Genomic DNA, 16,920 nt, shown 5'->3' with positions numbered 1-16,920 from the left:
CTCGGTTTCCCGTCGGAATTGCGTAAAAACAAATGGGGGCGGGTCAGCCTCTTGTAAGCGAGATCGGCAGGCCGTTGGAAGTCTGGCCGTCGAATTTCTCTCCGCCCGAGGAATAGAGCCGTGCCAGCGTGCCGCCATTCTCGTCGTACAGCGTCAACTGCTTGCCGGCGACGTTCCAGGACTTAATGCCGTTGATCGGCGCCGGGCAATGCAGCGGCCCGGCCCGGTAGCCGGCGCCGAATTTGGTCTGTGGCGTCGCCACCTGGCAGCTCTGGCCGGAGACGCTGGCCTTCCACACGCCGGCGACGCTGGAGGCGGTAAGATCCGCAGCTCCGGCCGGAGCCGTCCCGTCCGGTGGCAGCGAAGCCACCTCGGAACCTTGCGGCGCCGTTGGAAATTTCGACGGGTCGGCAGTGCCGGGCGCCGCCGGCGGCGGCAGCTGATTTGCGGTCACCGTGCCGGAGGGCGCGGCTTCCAGCGGCGACGGCTGCTGGTCCATCGACGAGAATCGTGACGTTGAACAGCCGCTCGCAACGAGCGCGGCAAGCGATACGGCCAGCAGACCGGTTTTCGAAAAATTCATTTCAAACCTCCGTCGGATCCGGCTCGGGCTGCCGTCCGCACAATCTCCCATCACCAAGATGGAGAAGGTGGCGAAATTTCAACCCGATATGGTTAAAATACTTTTTGCGGCAGCGTCTGTTGCAATTTTACCACAAAATACATGCAGCCTAAAAGCCTGCCCTGTAGGTCTGACAGAGGCGCGCAGCTGTTTTGCTGGACAGGCGTGCTCCTGGCATTCGGCCGCCAAATGCTTGCGCCAGCCGGGTCCGGTCCTATCTCTGATGAAACGGAACCCTGCCGGAGGCGAAACCTTGGCTGCGAGAAAAAGAGCCGCCAATCGCTATTACAGCGGCCCGCCGAGCGATCATTTCGACGGCACCTTGTTCTTCAATCCCAACGGCAAGCTGCCTGCCCGCTTTTCCGATCTTTTGAAGTGGCAGTTGGGCGGCGAACGCTCGAAATGGCCGGCGGCGAATCCAAGTCCGTTTCATCAGGCGACACCGGCCAAACGGATCGGGGGCTCCGAACTGAGGCTGACCATGGTCGGCCATTCCTCGCTGTTCATCCAGACAGCCGGCCTGAACATTCTCACCGACCCGGTCTGGTCGCGGCGCGTCTCGCCGCTCTCCTTTGCCGGGCCGAAACGGGTCAATCCGCCGGGCATCGCCTTTTCCAACCTGCCGCCGATCGACCTCGTATTGGTCAGCCACAACCACTACGACCATCTCGACCTCGCCACGCTGAAGCGGCTGAAGACGAAGCACGACCCGCTGGTGCTGACGCCGCTCGGCAACGACGCCATCATCGACGATGGCGTTCCCGGCATGCGGCTTTCCGCGCATGACTGGGGCGAGCGGGTCGATATCGGCAAGGACGTCGCCGTCCATGTCGAGCCGGTGCACCACTGGTCGGCGCGCGGCACCCGCGACCGGCGCATGGCGCTGTGGGCGGGTTTTGTGGTCGAGACGCCAGGCGGAAAGGTCTATTTCGCCGGCGACACCGGTTTCCACGACGGCATCAACTACCGGCTAATGGCCGAAAGGCACGCCGGCTTCCGCCTCGCCATCCTGCCGATCGGCGCCTACGAGCCGCGCTGGTTCATGGCGCCTCACCACCAGAACCCGGAGGAGGCGGTGCAGGGCATGCTTTTGTGCAACGCCGCCTATGCCACCGGCTGCCATTGGGGCACGTTCCAGCTTACCAACGAGCCGATCGACGAGCCGGCCAGAAAGCTGGGCGAGGCCTTGGATGACCAGGGCGTCCCTCGCGAACGCTTTCGCGCCCTGCGTCCCGGCGAGGTCTGGGACGTGCCGGCGGTCTAATGCATGTCGCGCAAAAGTGTGCAGCGGTTTTGCGATAACGACATGCATAAGACAACAACCTAAAGCGCGTCGCGTGAGGCCGGTCAAACGCGACGCGCTTTAGAGCGGCGGACTTTCAAGTCGAAGCGGACCGCCGCTCAATCTTCTTGTTTGAGCATCGGATTTTTCCAAAACCGATACCCACTTTTGGGTCCGATGCACCAGGCAGGCAACCGGCTTCGCGGCGCACGGAAACCCGCAGCGGAACCCGTGACGTCGCAAACGCGTTGGCAGGCATCCACAACCGTCGGCTGCAAGGGATTTCCCCATGATCAAATGGATCATCATTCTTCTGATTATCGCGGCCGCGGCCAGCCTGCTCGGCATGCCGGCATTGGCCGGAGCCGCCGCCACCGGCGCCCGTATCCTCATCGGCATCGTGCTGATTATCTTCCTGCTGGTCATGCTCGGCGTCTTCGCGGTGGCGTAATGCATGTCGCGCAAAAGTGCGTAGCGGTTTTGCGATAATGACATGCATAAAAAACAAGACCTAAAGCACGTCGCATGAATCCGTTCAAAACGCGACGCGCTTTAGTCGCATCGGCCCGAAAATCGGAATCGATTTTCGGAAAGCACGATGCGCGGGTTCAAAGTGTCAGAGCGTACTTTGTGCGTCCAAGTGGACGCACGTCGCTCTGACGTCCGCACACTGGTAATTTCGGCCGGTATCCGCCATATAGGCGCCAAACCGGCATGAGACCTTTCGATCCATGGCAAGCACTGCCCCCTTCGCCAAGATGAACGGCATCGGCAACGAGATCATCGTTGCCGACATGCGCGGTCGCGCCGATCGGGTGACGCCGGCTGCTGCCGTTGCGCTCAATGCCGATGCGGCGACGAAATTCGATCAGATCATGGCGATCCACGACGCCAGGACGCCGGGCACCGCCTTTTTCATCGACATCCTGAATTCCGACGGAACCGGCGCGCAGGCCTGCGGCAACGGCATGCGCTGCGTGGTGCAGGCACTTGCCGCAGAGACCGGCCAGAAGACATTCGCCTTCGAGACCGTCGCCGGCATCCTCAACGCTGAAGAACATGCCGACGGGCTGATCTCGGTCGACATGGGCAAGCCGCGTTTTGGCTGGCAGGATATTCCGCTGGCCGAGGAATTCCGCGATACCCGCATGATCGAGCTGCAGATCGGCCCGATCGACGCGCCTGTGCTGCACTCGCCCTCGGTCGTGTCGATGGGCAATCCGCACGCTATCTTCTGGGTCGACCGCGACGTCTGGTCCTATGAGCTCGACCGCTTCGGCCCGCTGCTCGAAAATCACCCGATCTTCCCCGAACGCGCCAACATCACCATCGCACGGGTGACCTCGCCCGAGACGATGGTCATCCGCACCTGGGAGCGCGGCGCCGGCCTGACCAAGGCCTGCGGTACGGCGGCTTGTGCCGCCGTCGTCGCTGCCGCGCGCACCAGGCGGACCGGACGCAGTGTCTCCTTGGTGACGCCCGGCGGCGGCTCCTTGCATGTCGAATGGCGCGGCGACGACCACGTCATCCTCACCGGCGCCGCCGAATGGGAATTTTCCGGCAGCTTCGATCCGTCGACCGGGGTGTGGGCCCGCGACACCGAAAGCGCCGCCTGATGGCTCCTCTTGCCAAGAAGAGTCCCGCTTTTTCCAGGGGCCCCACTCTTCCCAAAGGTCCCACTCTTCCCAAAAGTGTTGACGTCGTCACCTTCGGCTGCCGGCTGAACACCTACGAATCCGAGGTGATGCGGCGAGAGGCGGAAAGCGCCGGCCTTGGCGCGCTTGAAGGCGGCGCCATCATCTTCAACACCTGCGCCGTCACCGGCGAGGCGGTGCGCCAGGCAAAACAGTCGATCCGCAAGGCCCGCCGCGAGAACCCGGCCGCCCGCATCATCGTCACCGGCTGCGCCGCGCAGACCGAGCCGCAGAGTTTCGTCGCCATGGACGAGGTCGATCTCGTCCTCGGCAATGAAGAGAAGCTGAAGGCGCATTCCTATCGCGCGCTGCCGGATTTCGGCGTCAACGATACCGAGAAGGCTCGCGTCAACGATATCTTTTCGGTACGCGAGACAGCCGGCCACATGGTCGACGCCATCGAGGGCCGGGCGCGGGCTTTTGTCCAGGTGCAGAACGGCTGCGACCACCGCTGCACCTTCTGCATCATCCCCTATGGCCGCGGCAATTCGCGCTCGGTGCCGATGGGGGCCGTGGTCGAGCAGGTCGAGCGGCTGAGCGGCAATGGTTATGCCGAGATCGTGCTGACCGGCGTCGACATGACCAGTTTCGGCGCCGACCTGCCTGGCAGCCCGAGACTCGGCAAATTGGTCAAGACAATCCTGAAGCAGGTGCCTGGCGTAAAACGCCTGCGCCTCTCCTCGATCGATTCGATCGAGGCCGACGACGATCTGCTCGACGCCATCGCCACCGAGCCCAGGCTGATGCCGCATCTGCATTTGTCGCTGCAGGCGGGTGACGACATGATCCTGAAGCGGATGAAGCGCCGGCACAACCGGGATCAGTCGATCCGCTTTTGCGAGGATTTGCGCAAACTGCGTCCCGGCATCGTCTTCGGCGCCGACATCATCGCCGGTTTTCCGACCGAGACGGACGCGATGTTCGAAAAATCGCTGGAGATCGTCGAGGAATGCGGGCTGACGCATCTCCACGTTTTTCCGTTCTCGCCACGCGAAGGCACGCCCGCCGCGCGCATGCCGCAGCTTCGCCGCGAGGTGGTCAAGCAGCGTGCGGCACGGCTGCGCGCCGCCGGCGACGCCGCTTACCGCGGCCACCTTTCCTCGCTCACCGGAACGCGCCAGTCGATCCTGGTCGAGCGCGACGGGCTCGGCCGCACCGAAGGCTTCACGCTTGCCGCGATCTCTGCCGGCGCGCCGGGCGAAATCGTTGAGGCTGATATCGTCGGCCATGACGGTATCAGACTGATCGCGGCGCCGCTTGCCACCCGCGCCGCCTGAGACGCAAAAACATGGCTGGTTTTCTCAAGAAGATATTTTCGTTCGGCAAGAAGGAAGTGGTCGAGGAGCGGATCGACGAGACCACGCCGCTGCCGCCGATCAAATGGGACGCTCTGGAGGCGCTGAAACCGGCGACGGAGCAGGCCGTTCCGGAATTTTTGAAACGCGAAGAGCCCCGGCCCGAGGCAGAAGCTGCGCCTCCGCCACCGGTCGAGGCGGAAGCACCGCCCGCGCCGCTACCGGCGCCTGTTGAAGAGGCCGAGCCCGCTCCGATCATTTCCCCCGAGCCACAAATCCAGCCGGAGCATGCTCCGGTCGAGGAGCCAAAGCCCGAGCCCGCTCCTACCGTTCCGCCCGAGCCAGAAATCCAGACAGAGCCTGCTCCGGTCGAGGAACTGCGGCCGCCGGAGCCGGAAACGGCTGCTGAGGAGCCGGAGCCCGAAGAAATCCCGGCCGCTCCCGTCATCGCTGAGCCAGTTCCTGCACCAGAGCCGCAGGAAATTCTTGAGCCCGAGCCGCAGCCGCCAGAAATCGCCCCGTTCCAGCCGGAAAAACAGCCGGAGCCGGAGCCCGTCGAAATGCCGGCACCGCCCGCCAAGGCCCCCTCAACTGCGCCCGAGCCTGAGGCGCCGCCGGCCGAAATCCCGCCCCCCATTCGCCAGCCGGCGCCGATCGAGGCGAAGCCGGTGCTTGCCGAGATCGCACCCGAGCCGGAGGCCGTTCCGCAACCACCGCCGGAGCCAAAGCCGGCCCCCGGCAAGGTCACTGTAACCAAGAAGGTCGAGCAGAAAGCGGAGCCGCAGAAGGCGCCGGGACCGGCACCGAAACGCTCCTGGTTCCAGCGCATGAAGGAGGGGCTTGCCCGCTCTTCCCGGGAACTGTCCGGCAACATCGCCGGCGTCTTCACCAAGCGCAAGCTCGACGAGGACACGCTGCAGGATCTGGAGGACGTGCTGATCCGCGCCGATCTCGGCATGGAGACGGCGTTGCGCATCACCGATTCGCTGGCCGCCAGCCGCTACGGCAAGGACGTCTCCGAGACGGAAGTCCGCGCCATCATGGCGAGCGAGGTGGAGAAGGTGCTGACCCATGTCGCCATGCCGCTGGAGCTTGACCTCAGCCACAAGCCGCATGTCATCCTTGTCGTCGGCGTCAACGGCACCGGCAAGACCACGACCATCGGCAAGCTGGCGGCAAAGCTGACCGACGGCGGCCTGTCGGTGATGCTCGCAGCCGGCGACACCTTCCGTGCTGCCGCGATCGAACAATTGAAGATCTGGGGCGAGCGCACCAAGTCGCCGGTCATCGCCTCCAAGCTTGGCGCCGATGCGGCAGGTCTTGCCTACGACGCGTTCGAACAGGCCAGGCAAGCCGGCTCCGACGTGCTGATCATCGACACCGCCGGGCGGCTGCAGAACAAGACCGAGCTGATGGCGGAACTGGAAAAGATCGTCCGGGTGCTGGGCAAACTCGATCCGGAAGCGCCGCACACCGTGCTGCAGACGGTCGACGCCACCACCGGCCAGAACGCGCTCAACCAGGTCGAGATCTTCCGCAATGTCGCCGGCGTCAACGGTCTGGTGATGACCAAGCTGGACGGCACGGCACGCGGCGGTATTCTGGTGGCGATCGCGGCAAAGCACAAATTGCCGGTCTATTTCATCGGCGTCGGCGAACAGGTCGACGACCTCGAACCTTTCTCCGCAAGCGAGTTCGCCAGGGCGATCGCTGGAGTGGCATAACAAGCATGATCCCAAGAAGTTGCAGACTTCTTGGACAGGATCTTGCGCAAGAAGGAAAGCCTATGAACCCGCGCATCCTCGAACGCGACCCGTCCGACCCCCAGAAACAGAAGAAGGAAGGCGTCAATCCGCTGCTCAAGCTGGTGCTGGAGCTCGGCCCGTTGATGGTGTTCTTCTTCGCCAACGCCCGTGGCGCATGGCTGTCGCAGAAATTTCCGGTGCTGGCCGAATTCGGCGGACCGATCTTCGTCGCCACCGGCCTGTTCATGGCCGCGACCGCGATCGCGCTGGCCGCGTCCTGGCTGCTCACCCGCACCTTGCCGATCATGCCGATGGTGTCGGGCGTCGTCGTCTTCGTCTTCGGCGCCCTGACGCTCTACCTGCAGGACGACATCTTCATCAAGATGAAGCCGACCATCGTCAACATGCTGTTCGGCGGCGTGCTGCTCGGCGGCCTGTTCTTCGGCAAGTCGCTGCTCGGCTACGTCTTCGATTCGGCGTTCAGCCTCGATGCCGAGGGCTGGAAGAAACTCACCCTCCGCTGGGGCCTGTTTTTCCTGTTTCTGGCCCTTGTCAACGAAGTGGTCTGGCGGAATTTCTCCACCGACGCCTGGGTTACCTTCAAGGTCTGGGGAATCATGCCGATCACGCTTCTTTTCACCTTCAGTCAGATGCCGCTGATCATGCGCCATTCGCTTGAAGGCAAGACCGGAAACGAAGAGAAGGCCGGCAAGTAACGGTTAGGGAGAGGGCATGGAATTCGTCACCACGCGCGAAGAGCTGAGAACGATCTACAAGACGCCTCGGCCGACCGACGGCTCGATCCGCAAGGAACTGAAGGCGCTGGATGGCCACAGCCGTTCCTTCATCGGCAAAAGCCCCTTCGTGCTGATCGGCTCCTCCGACGGCGCCGGCAATGCCGATGTGACGCCAAAGGGCGACAAACCGGGCTTTGCCGCCGTGCTCGACGAGAAGACCATCGCCATCCCCGACCGTCCCGGCAACAACCGGCTCGACACGCTGGAGAACATTCTTCTCAACCCCTCGGTCGGGCTGCTCTTCCTCATCCCGGGCATGAACGAGACGCTGCGCGTCAACGGCGACGCCCGCATCACCGTCGATGCTGCTTTGCGCGAGCGACTCGCCGTTGACGGCAAGGAACCGCAAAGCGTCGTCCTGGTGACGGTCAAGGCCGCCTACATGCATTGCGCCAAGGCCTTCATGCGCTCCGATCTGTGGAGGCCGGAAACCTGGTACGACCGCGCGACGCTGCCGACACTCGGCCAGATCCTGCGCGACCAGCTGGCGCTCGCCGATTCGGTCGAGGCGACCGACCGCTGGCTGGACGAAAGCTACAAGCAGACGATGTGGTAGGCTTTTCCCGACGCGATTCCAGACTGGCATCACCCTTGCTCAACATCCTGGCCATCTCTGGCAGCCTGCGGGCCGCCTCAACCAATTCGGCGTTGACCGTGGCCTTGGCGCAAAATGCGCCGACTGGTTGCCGCGTCGCCGCCTATGACGGGCTAGGCCGCTTGCCGATCTTCAATCCGGATGACGAAGGCGAACGGACACCGCCGGAAGCCTCAGTGCTGATCGATGCCGTAACCAGTGCCGACGGCGTCATCGTCTCCTGCCCGGAATACGCCCATGGTGTGCCGGGCGGGCTGAAGAACGCGATCGACTGGCTGGTCTCACGCGACGCCGCTGTCGCCAAGCCGGCCATGCTGGTGCACGCCTCGCCGCGCTCGCTGTTTGCCCGCGCGGCTCTGGCCGAGATCATGCGCACCATGTCTTTCGCGCTCTATGAGGAAGCTGCGCTCGAAATCGCCCTGCTCGGCAAGAAGCCTCCGGAGGTGGAGAAAATCCTGGCGGAACCGGCAAACCGGCTGGCGATGCGCAGCGCCATTTCGGCCTTCGCCGACTTCATCCGCTCGCGTTAAGTGGCGGCCACCGTGCTTTCGTTGTCCCGGAGCGGAGCGAACGCGAACCGAGCGTCGGCGATCCTTCGCGCCCCCTCTGTCCTGCCCTCTTTGCCACCACTTGGCATCTCCCCCACAAGGAGGGAGATTGGCCGTCATCCGCTTTCGCCAACCTCCATTGTTGAAAGACGGGCTAGGCGACGAAGCTGCCGATCTCCCCCAAGGGGCCTTGAGGGGGAGATGCCCGGTAGGGCAGAGGGGGGCGCTGTCCCGCAGGCCTCTTGCAAACTTCCGCGCCGCTGCCGTGCCCGTCGGGAGATTAGCCTTCCGTCTCAGCGTCTCGACATCGGTCTCACCGACGAACCAGTCGCGCGCATTGACCTCCTCGAAGACCACCCAGACATCGTTGCTGGTCAGGCCGGTGGCGCCGACGATCGCCGCGGTCACCTGGGCAGCGATCGCCGCTTTCTTGCCCGAGGGGTCATCGGCAATCACCTCCTTGACGAGGCGGATGTTCACGAATGGCATGGAGGCCTCCCTAGATGTTGCTTGACGGCCGCTCAAAATGTCTTGGCGCCGTTGACCATCAGCCGGACCATGTAGAGCGAGGTCGTGCCGGCGATGTAGAGGCAGTTCAGTTTGTTGCCGCCGAAAACGCAATTGGCGACGACTTCCGGCACCTTGATTTTGCCGATCAGCGTCCCGTCGGGATCGTAGCAATGGATGCCGTCGGCGGCACTGGTCCAGATCCGCCCTTGATCGTCGAGCCTGAAACCATCGAACAGGCCGGCCGTGCAGTCGGCGAAGACCTTTCCGCCGGAGACCTTCTTGCCACCCTCGTCGATATTGAACACCCGCATATGCGCCGGGTTCTGCGGGCCATGGGTGCGGCCGGTATCGACGACATAGAGCTTGCTCTCGTCGAGCGAGAAGGCGAGCCCGTTGGGCCTGACCATGTCGGTGATCACCGCGTCGATCTCGCCGGTTCCGGGATCGGCCCGGTAGACATGGCAGGCGCCGATCTCACTCTCGGCCTTGTCGCCCTCATAATCCGTATCGATGCCGTAGGTCGGGTCGGTGAACCAGATCGAACCGTCGGACTTGACAACCGCATCGTTGGGCGAGTTCAGCCGCTTGCCGCGCCATTTGTCGGCGATGGTGGTGATCGAGCCGTCATGCTCGGTGCGGCTGACCCGGCGGCCCGAATGCTCGCAAGTGACCAGCCGGCCCTGCCGGTCGACGGTATTGCCGTTGGAATTGCCGGACGGCTGCCGGAACACGCTGACACTGCCGTCGGTCTCGTCGTAGCGCAGCATGCGGTTGTTGGGGATGTCGGACCACGCCACATAACGGCCGGCCGCAAACCAGGCCGGCCCTTCCGCCCACCGGCATCCGGTGAACAGCTTGTCCACCTGCGCATTGCTGTTGAACAGCCGCGCAAAACGCGGATCGAGAATTTCGTAGTGTTCGGCGGCCATGGTTTCCTCCCGGTCATGCAAAATCGCTAGTGCCGGCGCGATCAAGCCAGCCGGCGATCAATATGGCAAGATCGTTGATGTCGGCCTCACCGCATCTTGAGACATCGGAGCAAACCACGGCAAGGCCGACCTTGCTCAAATGATAGGGCCCAAAATGACGGCGCTCATGCGCGGTTAACCGGCTATGCGTCCGGCGCAATGGTGCATTGCAACATCTTCTTTTTGCAGCGCATCATAACTATGTCATGCTGCGTATCGATCAGGGAGGAACAACCTGCCGCAACAATGCGGCACAGAAGGAACCTCGCTATGATTCTCGACAACCTCATGAGCCGCGCTCGCACCAGCATCGCCAAGCGCCGGCAATACAACCGCCTCATCGCCGAAATCGACTCTTTTTCCAGCCGCGATCTGGCCGACATGCGCGCCGACCGCAGCGAAATGCTCTACCAGGTCCACAAGCAGATCTACGGCTGAGGCGAACGGATGATCCCGAAAAGTTGCAGACTTTTCGGACGAGATCATGCGCAACCAGAACTGTTTGATCGGCTTAGCCGATCCATTCGATCCAGCGGCCGTGGTAATCGCAATGGGCCAGGCGACGTGTCTCGCCGCCGGGCCATAGAGTGAGGCTGAGCACCGCCCATGGCTTTGTGGGATCGCGCGACTCCATCCTCAGCCTTGCGATAGGCGCAGCCGCCGTGGCCTGTCTGCCCGCCTGCTCCAGGGTGGCGGTGATGGCATCCTTGGTCGCCCGCGGCAGGTATTGCCACATGGTCGAATGATAGAGCACGAAGGTGCCGCCCTGCTGCCGCGTGGCCAGTGCCTTCTCGATAAAATCCGCCGCGTCCGCTTTGACAAGCAGCGGTGGAAACTTTTCGGCAAGTGACAGCGCGGCGTCGAGCCGGGCCAGCCGCGCTGCCTGATCGGCCCAGACGTAAGACCGAAGCCGTAAGCGCGCCACTGCGTCGGCGACATCGATCGGCGCGATGTCGCAGCCGGCGCGATGGCGGACGTCGATCGCTCCGCCAATCGGCACAGCGAGGCCGCGCACCTCCGGTGCCAACCGCACGGGGGAGGCCGGGTCTCCCCACTCGGCATCGCCGTAGCGGTAGTGAAAGCTGTCGAACAGGAGATTGAGCCCGGCGCTGGCGCCGATCTCGCACAGATCCAGCGGCAGGCCGGTTTCCCGCGCCACCGTCAGAAATCCAGGCAGCAGCATCGCCGACCGGGCGATTTCATTGGTCTGCGGCGCGCCAGCGAGGCCGGCGATGATCTGATCGTCGGACCGCGCAATTACCTCCGGCAGCACCGCCGCGATCTCGGATTCGCTTGTCTGGTTGGGCGGATAGATCAGTGCCAGCTGCTCACTGGCACCCGTCAGGACCAACCCATGCAGCGCGCCGCAGAGCCGCAATGCGAGGCCGTCGGCGCGCGCGTCGCCCGGCCAGCCGAGCACCGCCTGCCCAGCCCTGGAGTTTGCGTCGAGAACCTTGGCCAGCGCACGGCATAAATTCGCGGTGAAGGGCGAGCCAAGTCCATCGCAGGCTTTCGCCTGAGCCAGAAGATGATCGCGGATGTCTCGTTCGTCCATCGCGTTTCCGGTGTCTCAGCCGGGCGCTGCCAGCGCCTTCTCGACCTCCGGCAAAAGCAGCGTCTGCGCCGAGCCTGGCGTCAGCGGGCCGACATGCTTGTAGGCGATCTTGCCATCCTTGCCGACGACGAAGGTTTCCGGCACGCCGTAGACGCCCCAGTCGATCGCCGCGCGCCCCGCCGCGTCGACGCCGATCGCCTGGAACGGGTTGCCGAGATCGCCGAGGAACCGGCGGGCGTTTTCCGGCTGGTCCTTGTAGTTGAGCGCGGCGATGACAAAGCGCTTGTCCTGCAACGCCAGCAGCACCGGATGTTCGTCGCGGCATGGCCCGCACCACGACGCGAAGACGTTGACCAGCGTGACCTTGCCGGCGAACTGCTTGGAATCGAGCCCCGGCAAATTCATGCCCTCCAGCGCCGGCAGATTGGTCTGCGGCGCCGGCAGGCCGATCAGCGCCGATGGCACTTCCGAAGTGTCGCGACCGGACAACAGCTGCGTCAGGAACAGCCCCGCCAGCCCGAGGAAAATCAGCAACGGCAACAGCACGATCAGGCGCCGCCCGCGCGCCGGCGTTTCCGTCTCCATGCTCATAATTTCCCCGCCTTGTCGGAGCGCCGCCGCACGCCGGATGCTTCCAACTCGGCGAGGTCCCTCTTGCGTGCACGCTGGTCGAACAGGATCCAGCCGATCAGCCCGGCCAGCACCACGGCCGTGATGGCATAGGCAGCGGTCACATAAAGGGCGTGTACGCTCATATGGGTAGCTCCGCCGGCGCAAAAACTTTCAACCGGACCATTCCGCTTCGTTCGAACATGCCTTCCCTTAACCTTGCGCCATCGGCTTCGCAATCGATGGCAGCGCCGCAGCCTTTGACGTCAGGCGGCCGTCTAATTTAGTCCGCCCCATGACGCAGCGCCAGCGCTGCCGCAACCGGCCCCAGCACGGCAAGAAACAAGGTCAGCGCGGCGAGAATGAGGAAAGGCTGCAGGAACGGATCGGGGTTGGCCACCGCGCCATAGCTTGCCGAGACGCCGAAGATCAGCACCGGAATGGTCAGCGGCAGCACCAGTACCGAGATCAGCAGCCCGCCGCGCGGCAGCGCCACCGCCACCGCCGCGCCGGTAGCGCCGATGAAGGTGATTGCCGGCGTGCCGACCAGGAGGGTCAGCGCCGTGGCGCCGATGCCGATCGGCTCCATGTTCATGAACAGGCCCAGCAAGGGTGCCGCGATGACCAACGGCAGCACGCTTCCCGCCCAATGCGCCAGGCATTTCGTCAACACGGTCAGCGCCAGCATCTGCCGGTCGTCGCCGAGCACCAGCAGATCGAGCGAGCCGTCCTCCCGGTCGGCCTGGAACAATCGGTCGAGACCGAGCAGGCAAGCGAGCAAGGCGCCGATCCACAGGATCGCCGGGCCGATTCGGGCGAGCAGATTGAGGTCCGGCCCAACGCCGAAGGGGATCGTGGCGATCACCGCGAGAAAGAAGATCACGCCGGTCAGCGCCCCGCCGCCGGCCCGGATACTCAGGCGGATATCGCGCAGGAAGAGGGCTAGCATGGTGTGAGATGCCTTTGCCCAGGACAGAGGGGGGTGGGCGGGAACGCCGACATCAACCGGTCATCCTCAATTCCTTCGCCCCCCCAAGCCCCAGCGCCAGATGCGTGGCCGCCACAACGATCCCCCCGTCTTCAAGATGCTTCCGCATCAGCACGGCGAATCGCTCTTCCGAAGCCTTGTCCAGCCCGGCCGTCGGCTCGTCGAGCAGCCACAGCGGTCGCCGGCTGACCAGCAATTTTGCGATCGCCGCGCGGCGGCGTTGCCCGGCGGAGAGATAGCCGAACGGCAGATGGCCGATACCATCAAGCCCGACCGTTTCCAGCGCCTCTTCAGCGCTCAAAAAATCCGCGCCCAAAAAATCGCGCCAGAAGCGCAGATTTTCCGCCACGCTCAGCGCCGTCTTCATCGCGTTCTGGTGGCCGAGATAGTGGCAGGCCGAGGCTACCGACGGAAAATCCTCAGCGCCACCTTCGAGAAGCAAACGGCCTGCCGCCACCGGCAGCAGCCCGGCAACTACCCTGAGCAGCGTCGATTTCCCCGCGCCGTTCGGCCCGGTGACGATCAGCGCCTGGCCTTTTTCCAGGGCAAAACCGATGCCGGAAAAAATCGTCTCGCCGCCGCGTTCGCCGCCCAGATTTTCGGCGATCAGCCGCATTCCTTGCCCGTCCCGAAAACACCGCGCCACGGCAGCTGCCGCATCGCACAAAATAGCCGTTCGACTGTCTAGAACTATTCCAGGAAATTCTCTATATCCGGGTCATCCGTGCCAGCGGTCGGCACGGGAAGCGAATTAGCGCCGAACCAGCGCACGCGCCGCCTTGAACGGCTCGGGTTGGCTGGGAACGGACAGCGGAAATGGCCGTACCCGCACCTTTGCGCGTGATTGCATGCCATCGGCGTCCGTTCCCGTTCAGGCTGAACAGACAAGGACGGATCGCACGTGTCAAAATCCCTCGATAGTTTCAATTGCCGCCGCACGCTGACCGCGGGCGGCACCGACTATGTTTATTACGATCTTGTCGAGGCCGAGAAGAACGGCCTCACCGGCATCGGCCAGTTGCCCTATTCGATGAAGGTGCTGCTGGAGAACCTGCTGCGCAACGAGGACGGCCGTTCCGTCACCAAGGAGAGCATCCAGGCGGTCGCCGGCTGGCTGACCGACAGGGGCACCGCCGGCGTCGAGATTGCCTATCGCCCGGCCCGTGTGCTGATGCAGGATTTTACCGGCGTTCCGGCCGTGGTCGACCTGGCCGCCATGCGCGACGCCATGGCATCGCTCGGCGGCGACCCGCAAAAGATCAATCCGCTGGTGCCGGTCGACCTGGTCATCGACCACTCGGTCATCGTCGATGAGTTCGGCACGCCGCTGGCTTTCGCCCGGAATGTCGAGCTTGAATACGAGCGCAACGAGGAGCGCTACAAGTTCCTGAAATGGGGCCAGCAGGCCTTCCGCAATTTCCGCGTCGTGCCGCCCGGCACCGGCATCTGCCACCAGGTCAATCTCGAATATCTCGGTCAGGTCGTGTGGACCAACACTGAAGGCGGCGAAACCACAGCCTATCCCGACACCTGCGTCGGCACCGATTCGCACACCACCATGATCAACGGCCTTGGCGTGCTCGGCTGGGGCGTCGGCGGCATCGAGGCCGAGGCCGCGATGCTCGGCCAGCCCGTCTCCATGCTGTTGCCGGAAGTCATCGGCTTCCGCCTCACCGGCAGACTGAGGGAAGGCGTCACCGCCACCGATCTCGTGCTCACCGTCACTCAGATGCTGCGCAAGAAGGGCGTCGTCGGCAAGTTCGTCGAGTTCTTCGGTCCGGGTCTGTCCAACATGACGCTGGCCGACCGCGCCACCATCGGCAACATGGCGCCCGAATATGGCGCCACCTGCGGCTTCTTCCCGGTCGATGGCGAAACCATCCGCTACCTCACCATGTCCGGCCGCGAGGAAAACCGCATCGCGCTGGTCGAGGCATACGCCAAGGCGCAAGGCATGTGGCGCGATACCGGCTCGGCCGACCCAGTCTTCACCGACCTGCTCGAGCTCGATCTCGGCGACGTCGTGCCGTCGATGGCCGGCCCCAAGCGTCCGGAAGGCCGCGTAGCACTTGAAGGCATTCCGGACGGCTTTGCCAAGGCGATGGAGACCGAATACCGGAAGGCCGCCGAAATCGACAAGCGCTACGCCGTCGAAGGCACCAACTATGATCTCGGCCATGGCGATGTCGTGATCGCCGCCATCACCTCCTGCACCAACACCTCGAACCCGAGCGTGCTGATCGGCGCCGGGCTGCTGGCGCGCAACGCCAACCGGCTCGGGCTCAAGCAGAAGCCGTGGGTCAAGACATCGCTGGCGCCGGGCAGCCAGGTCGTCGCCGAATATCTGGAGAAGTCCGGCCTGCAGAAGGAACTAGACCAGATCGGCTTCAACCTGGTCGGCTTCGGCTGCACCACCTGCATCGGCAATTCCGGCCCGTTGCCGGCGCCGATCTCCAAGACCATCAACGACAAAGGTTTGATCGCTGCCGCGGTCTTGTCCGGCAACCGCAATTTCGAAGGCCGCGTCTCGCCCGACGTGCAGGCGAACTACCTCGCTTCGCCGCCGCTGGTCGTCGCCCACGCGCTGGCCGGGACCGTGACCAAGGATCTGACCACCGAGCCGCTCGGCGAGGACCGTGACGGCAACCCGGTCTACCTCCGGGACATCTGGCCGAGTTCGGTCGAGATCCAGGAGTTCATCGAGAAGAACGTGACGCGCGAACTGTTCGCCCGCAAATATGCCGACGTCTTCAAGGGCGACGAATACTGGCAGAACGTCAAGGCGCCGGAAGGCCAGACCTACGCCTGGGACGACCATTCGACCTATGTGCAGAACCCGCCCTACTTCGCCGGCATGACATCAGGCTTCGGCACAATCGGCGACATCAGGGGCGCCCGCGTGCTCGGCCTGTTCGGCGACAAGATCACGACCGACCACATCTCTCCGGCCGGCTCGATCAAGGCGGCATCTCCGGCCGGCAAGTATCTTACCGACCATGGCGTCGGCGTCGCCGACTTCAACCAGTACGGCACGCGGCGCGGCAATCACGAGGTGATGATGCGCGGCACTTTCGCCAACATCCGCATCCGCAACCACATGCTGGGCGAGAACGGCCGCGAAGGCGGCTACACCCTCCACTATCCGTCGAAGGAAGAGAGATCGATCTACGACGCCGCCATGGAGTACAAGAAGGAAGGCGTGCCGCTGGTCATCTTCGCCGGTGTCGAATACGGCAACGGCTCGTCGCGCGACTGGGCGGCCAAGGGCACCAAGCTGTTGGGTGTTCGCGCCGTCATCGCTCAGTCGTTCGAGCGCATCCACCGCTCGAACCTGGTCGGCATGGGGGTCATCCCCTTCGTCTTCGAGCAGGGCACCTCATGGGCCTCGCTCAACCTCAAGGGCGACGAACTGGTCGAGATCGACGGACTGAGCGCCATCAAGCCGCGCCAGAAGATGGTCGCGAAAATCACCTATGGCGACGGCACGGTGAAGAAGATTCCGATCATCTGCCGCATCGATACGCTGGACGAGCTCGACTACTTCAAGAACGGCGGCATCCTGCAATATGTGCTGCGCGATTTAGCGGCATAGGGGAAGGGAGTAGGGCAGTAGGGCAGTAAGGCAGTAAGGGGCAGGGAACACATGCCCTACTGCCTTACTGCCTTACTGCCTTACTGCCTTACTGCCTTACTGCCTTACTGCCTTACTGCC

Annotated in this window: 17 protein-coding genes and 1 pseudogene; 10 read left to right on the top strand and 8 right to left on the bottom strand. The window is 63.7% G+C overall.

The window, feature by feature from the left end:
• Nucleotides 1-43 precede the first annotated feature (43 nt).
• Nucleotides 44-583: an AprI/Inh family metalloprotease inhibitor gene (locus tag BQ8482_RS17605; protein WP_123148790.1), complete on the bottom strand. Its 540-nt coding sequence runs from the start codon at nucleotides 581-583 to the stop codon at nucleotides 44-46.
• 262 nt (nucleotides 584-845) lie between these two features.
• Between BQ8482_RS17605 and BQ8482_RS17600 the strand changes: the two genes are divergently transcribed.
• From BQ8482_RS17600 to BQ8482_RS17565, 8 genes are all read left to right on the top strand, one after another.
• On the top strand, nucleotides 846-1,886 hold the full coding sequence (locus BQ8482_RS17600; protein ID WP_165848606.1) for an MBL fold metallo-hydrolase: 1,041 nt from the start codon (nucleotides 846-848) through the stop codon (nucleotides 1,884-1,886).
• A 307-nt stretch (nucleotides 1,887-2,193) separates the two neighbouring features.
• A complete protein-coding gene (locus BQ8482_RS17595) occupies nucleotides 2,194-2,355 on the top strand; it encodes a DUF1328 family protein (RefSeq protein WP_077380919.1) in 162 nt (53 codons plus the stop codon).
• A 280-nt stretch (nucleotides 2,356-2,635) separates the two neighbouring features.
• Nucleotides 2,636-3,520, top strand: coding sequence for a diaminopimelate epimerase (gene dapF / locus BQ8482_RS17590; RefSeq protein WP_123148789.1), 885 nt, complete (start codon nucleotides 2,636-2,638; stop codon nucleotides 3,518-3,520).
• Entirely contained in the window at nucleotides 3,520-4,875 is a 1,356-nt protein-coding gene (gene mtaB / locus BQ8482_RS17585) for a tRNA (N(6)-L-threonylcarbamoyladenosine(37)-C(2))-methylthiotransferase MtaB (protein WP_123148939.1), read from the top strand. Before dapF ends, mtaB begins: the two co-directional genes overlap by 1 nt.
• An 11-nt stretch (nucleotides 4,876-4,886) precedes the next feature.
• Entirely contained in the window at nucleotides 4,887-6,617 is a 1,731-nt protein-coding gene (gene ftsY, locus BQ8482_RS17580; RefSeq protein WP_123148788.1) for a signal recognition particle-docking protein FtsY, read from the top strand.
• Nucleotides 6,618-6,679: 62 nt separating this feature from the next.
• Nucleotides 6,680-7,354: a septation protein A gene (locus BQ8482_RS17575; RefSeq protein ID WP_123148787.1), complete on the top strand. Its 675-nt coding sequence runs from the start codon at nucleotides 6,680-6,682 to the stop codon at nucleotides 7,352-7,354.
• A gap of 16 nt (nucleotides 7,355-7,370) precedes the next feature.
• Nucleotides 7,371-7,991 (top strand): pyridoxamine 5'-phosphate oxidase family protein, encoded by a 621-nt coding sequence (locus BQ8482_RS17570; RefSeq protein ID WP_123148786.1) that lies wholly within the window; start codon nucleotides 7,371-7,373, stop codon nucleotides 7,989-7,991.
• A gap of 35 nt (nucleotides 7,992-8,026) precedes the next feature.
• Nucleotides 8,027-8,560, top strand: a complete 534-nt coding sequence (locus tag BQ8482_RS17565; protein WP_123148785.1) for an NADPH-dependent FMN reductase — start codon at nucleotides 8,027-8,029, stop codon at nucleotides 8,558-8,560.
• Between the two features lie 339 nt (nucleotides 8,561-8,899).
• Here the strand turns inward: BQ8482_RS17565 and BQ8482_RS39335 are convergent.
• Nucleotides 8,900-9,067, bottom strand: a pseudogene (locus BQ8482_RS39335) (tautomerase family protein); the annotation flags it as partial.
• Nucleotides 9,068-9,099: 32 nt separating this feature from the next.
• Entirely contained in the window at nucleotides 9,100-10,017 is a 918-nt protein-coding gene (locus BQ8482_RS17550) for an SMP-30/gluconolactonase/LRE family protein (protein WP_123148784.1), read from the bottom strand.
• Between the two features lie 309 nt (nucleotides 10,018-10,326).
• Between BQ8482_RS17550 and BQ8482_RS17545 the strand changes: the two genes are divergently transcribed.
• Nucleotides 10,327-10,494 carry a hypothetical protein gene (locus tag BQ8482_RS17545; protein WP_084646772.1) on the top strand — a complete coding sequence of 56 codons (168 nt, stop codon included), beginning with the start codon at nucleotides 10,327-10,329 and terminating at the stop codon, nucleotides 10,492-10,494.
• A gap of 73 nt (nucleotides 10,495-10,567) precedes the next feature.
• On the opposite strand, the gene BQ8482_RS17540 is transcribed toward BQ8482_RS17545, so the two are convergent.
• From BQ8482_RS17540 to ccmA, 5 genes are all read right to left on the bottom strand, one after another.
• On the bottom strand, nucleotides 10,568-11,611 hold the full coding sequence (locus BQ8482_RS17540) for a DUF2332 domain-containing protein (protein WP_123148783.1): 1,044 nt from the start codon (nucleotides 11,609-11,611) through the stop codon (nucleotides 10,568-10,570).
• A gap of 15 nt (nucleotides 11,612-11,626) precedes the next feature.
• Complete coding sequence (locus BQ8482_RS17535; protein ID WP_123148782.1) at nucleotides 11,627-12,202, bottom strand: DsbE family thiol:disulfide interchange protein; 576 nt, start codon at nucleotides 12,200-12,202, stop codon at nucleotides 11,627-11,629.
• A complete protein-coding gene (gene ccmD, locus BQ8482_RS17530) occupies nucleotides 12,199-12,366 on the bottom strand; it encodes a heme exporter protein CcmD (protein ID WP_123148781.1) in 168 nt (55 codons plus the stop codon). The genes BQ8482_RS17535 and ccmD overlap by 4 nt, the downstream gene beginning before the upstream one ends.
• A gap of 137 nt (nucleotides 12,367-12,503) precedes the next feature.
• Nucleotides 12,504-13,169 (bottom strand): heme exporter protein CcmB, encoded by a 666-nt coding sequence (gene ccmB / locus BQ8482_RS17525; protein ID WP_123148780.1) that lies wholly within the window; start codon nucleotides 13,167-13,169, stop codon nucleotides 12,504-12,506.
• Between the two features lie 52 nt (nucleotides 13,170-13,221).
• Nucleotides 13,222-13,824 (bottom strand): heme ABC exporter ATP-binding protein CcmA, encoded by a 603-nt coding sequence (gene ccmA / locus BQ8482_RS17520; RefSeq protein WP_123148779.1) that lies wholly within the window; start codon nucleotides 13,822-13,824, stop codon nucleotides 13,222-13,224.
• Between the two features lie 285 nt (nucleotides 13,825-14,109).
• Here ccmA and acnA point away from each other — a divergent pair, with 285 nt between their 5' ends.
• A complete protein-coding gene (gene acnA, locus BQ8482_RS17515; RefSeq protein ID WP_123148778.1) occupies nucleotides 14,110-16,800 on the top strand; it encodes an aconitate hydratase AcnA in 2,691 nt (896 codons plus the stop codon).
• Nucleotides 16,801-16,920 lie beyond the last annotated feature (120 nt).

It is taken from the genome of Mesorhizobium delmotii (assembly GCF_900149755.1).
GTDB classification, from domain to species: Bacteria; Pseudomonadota; Alphaproteobacteria; order Rhizobiales; family Rhizobiaceae; genus Mesorhizobium; species Mesorhizobium delmotii.
The sequence above is the reverse complement of the archived record's forward strand: the minus strand, read 5'-3'. Positions and strand labels throughout refer to the sequence as shown.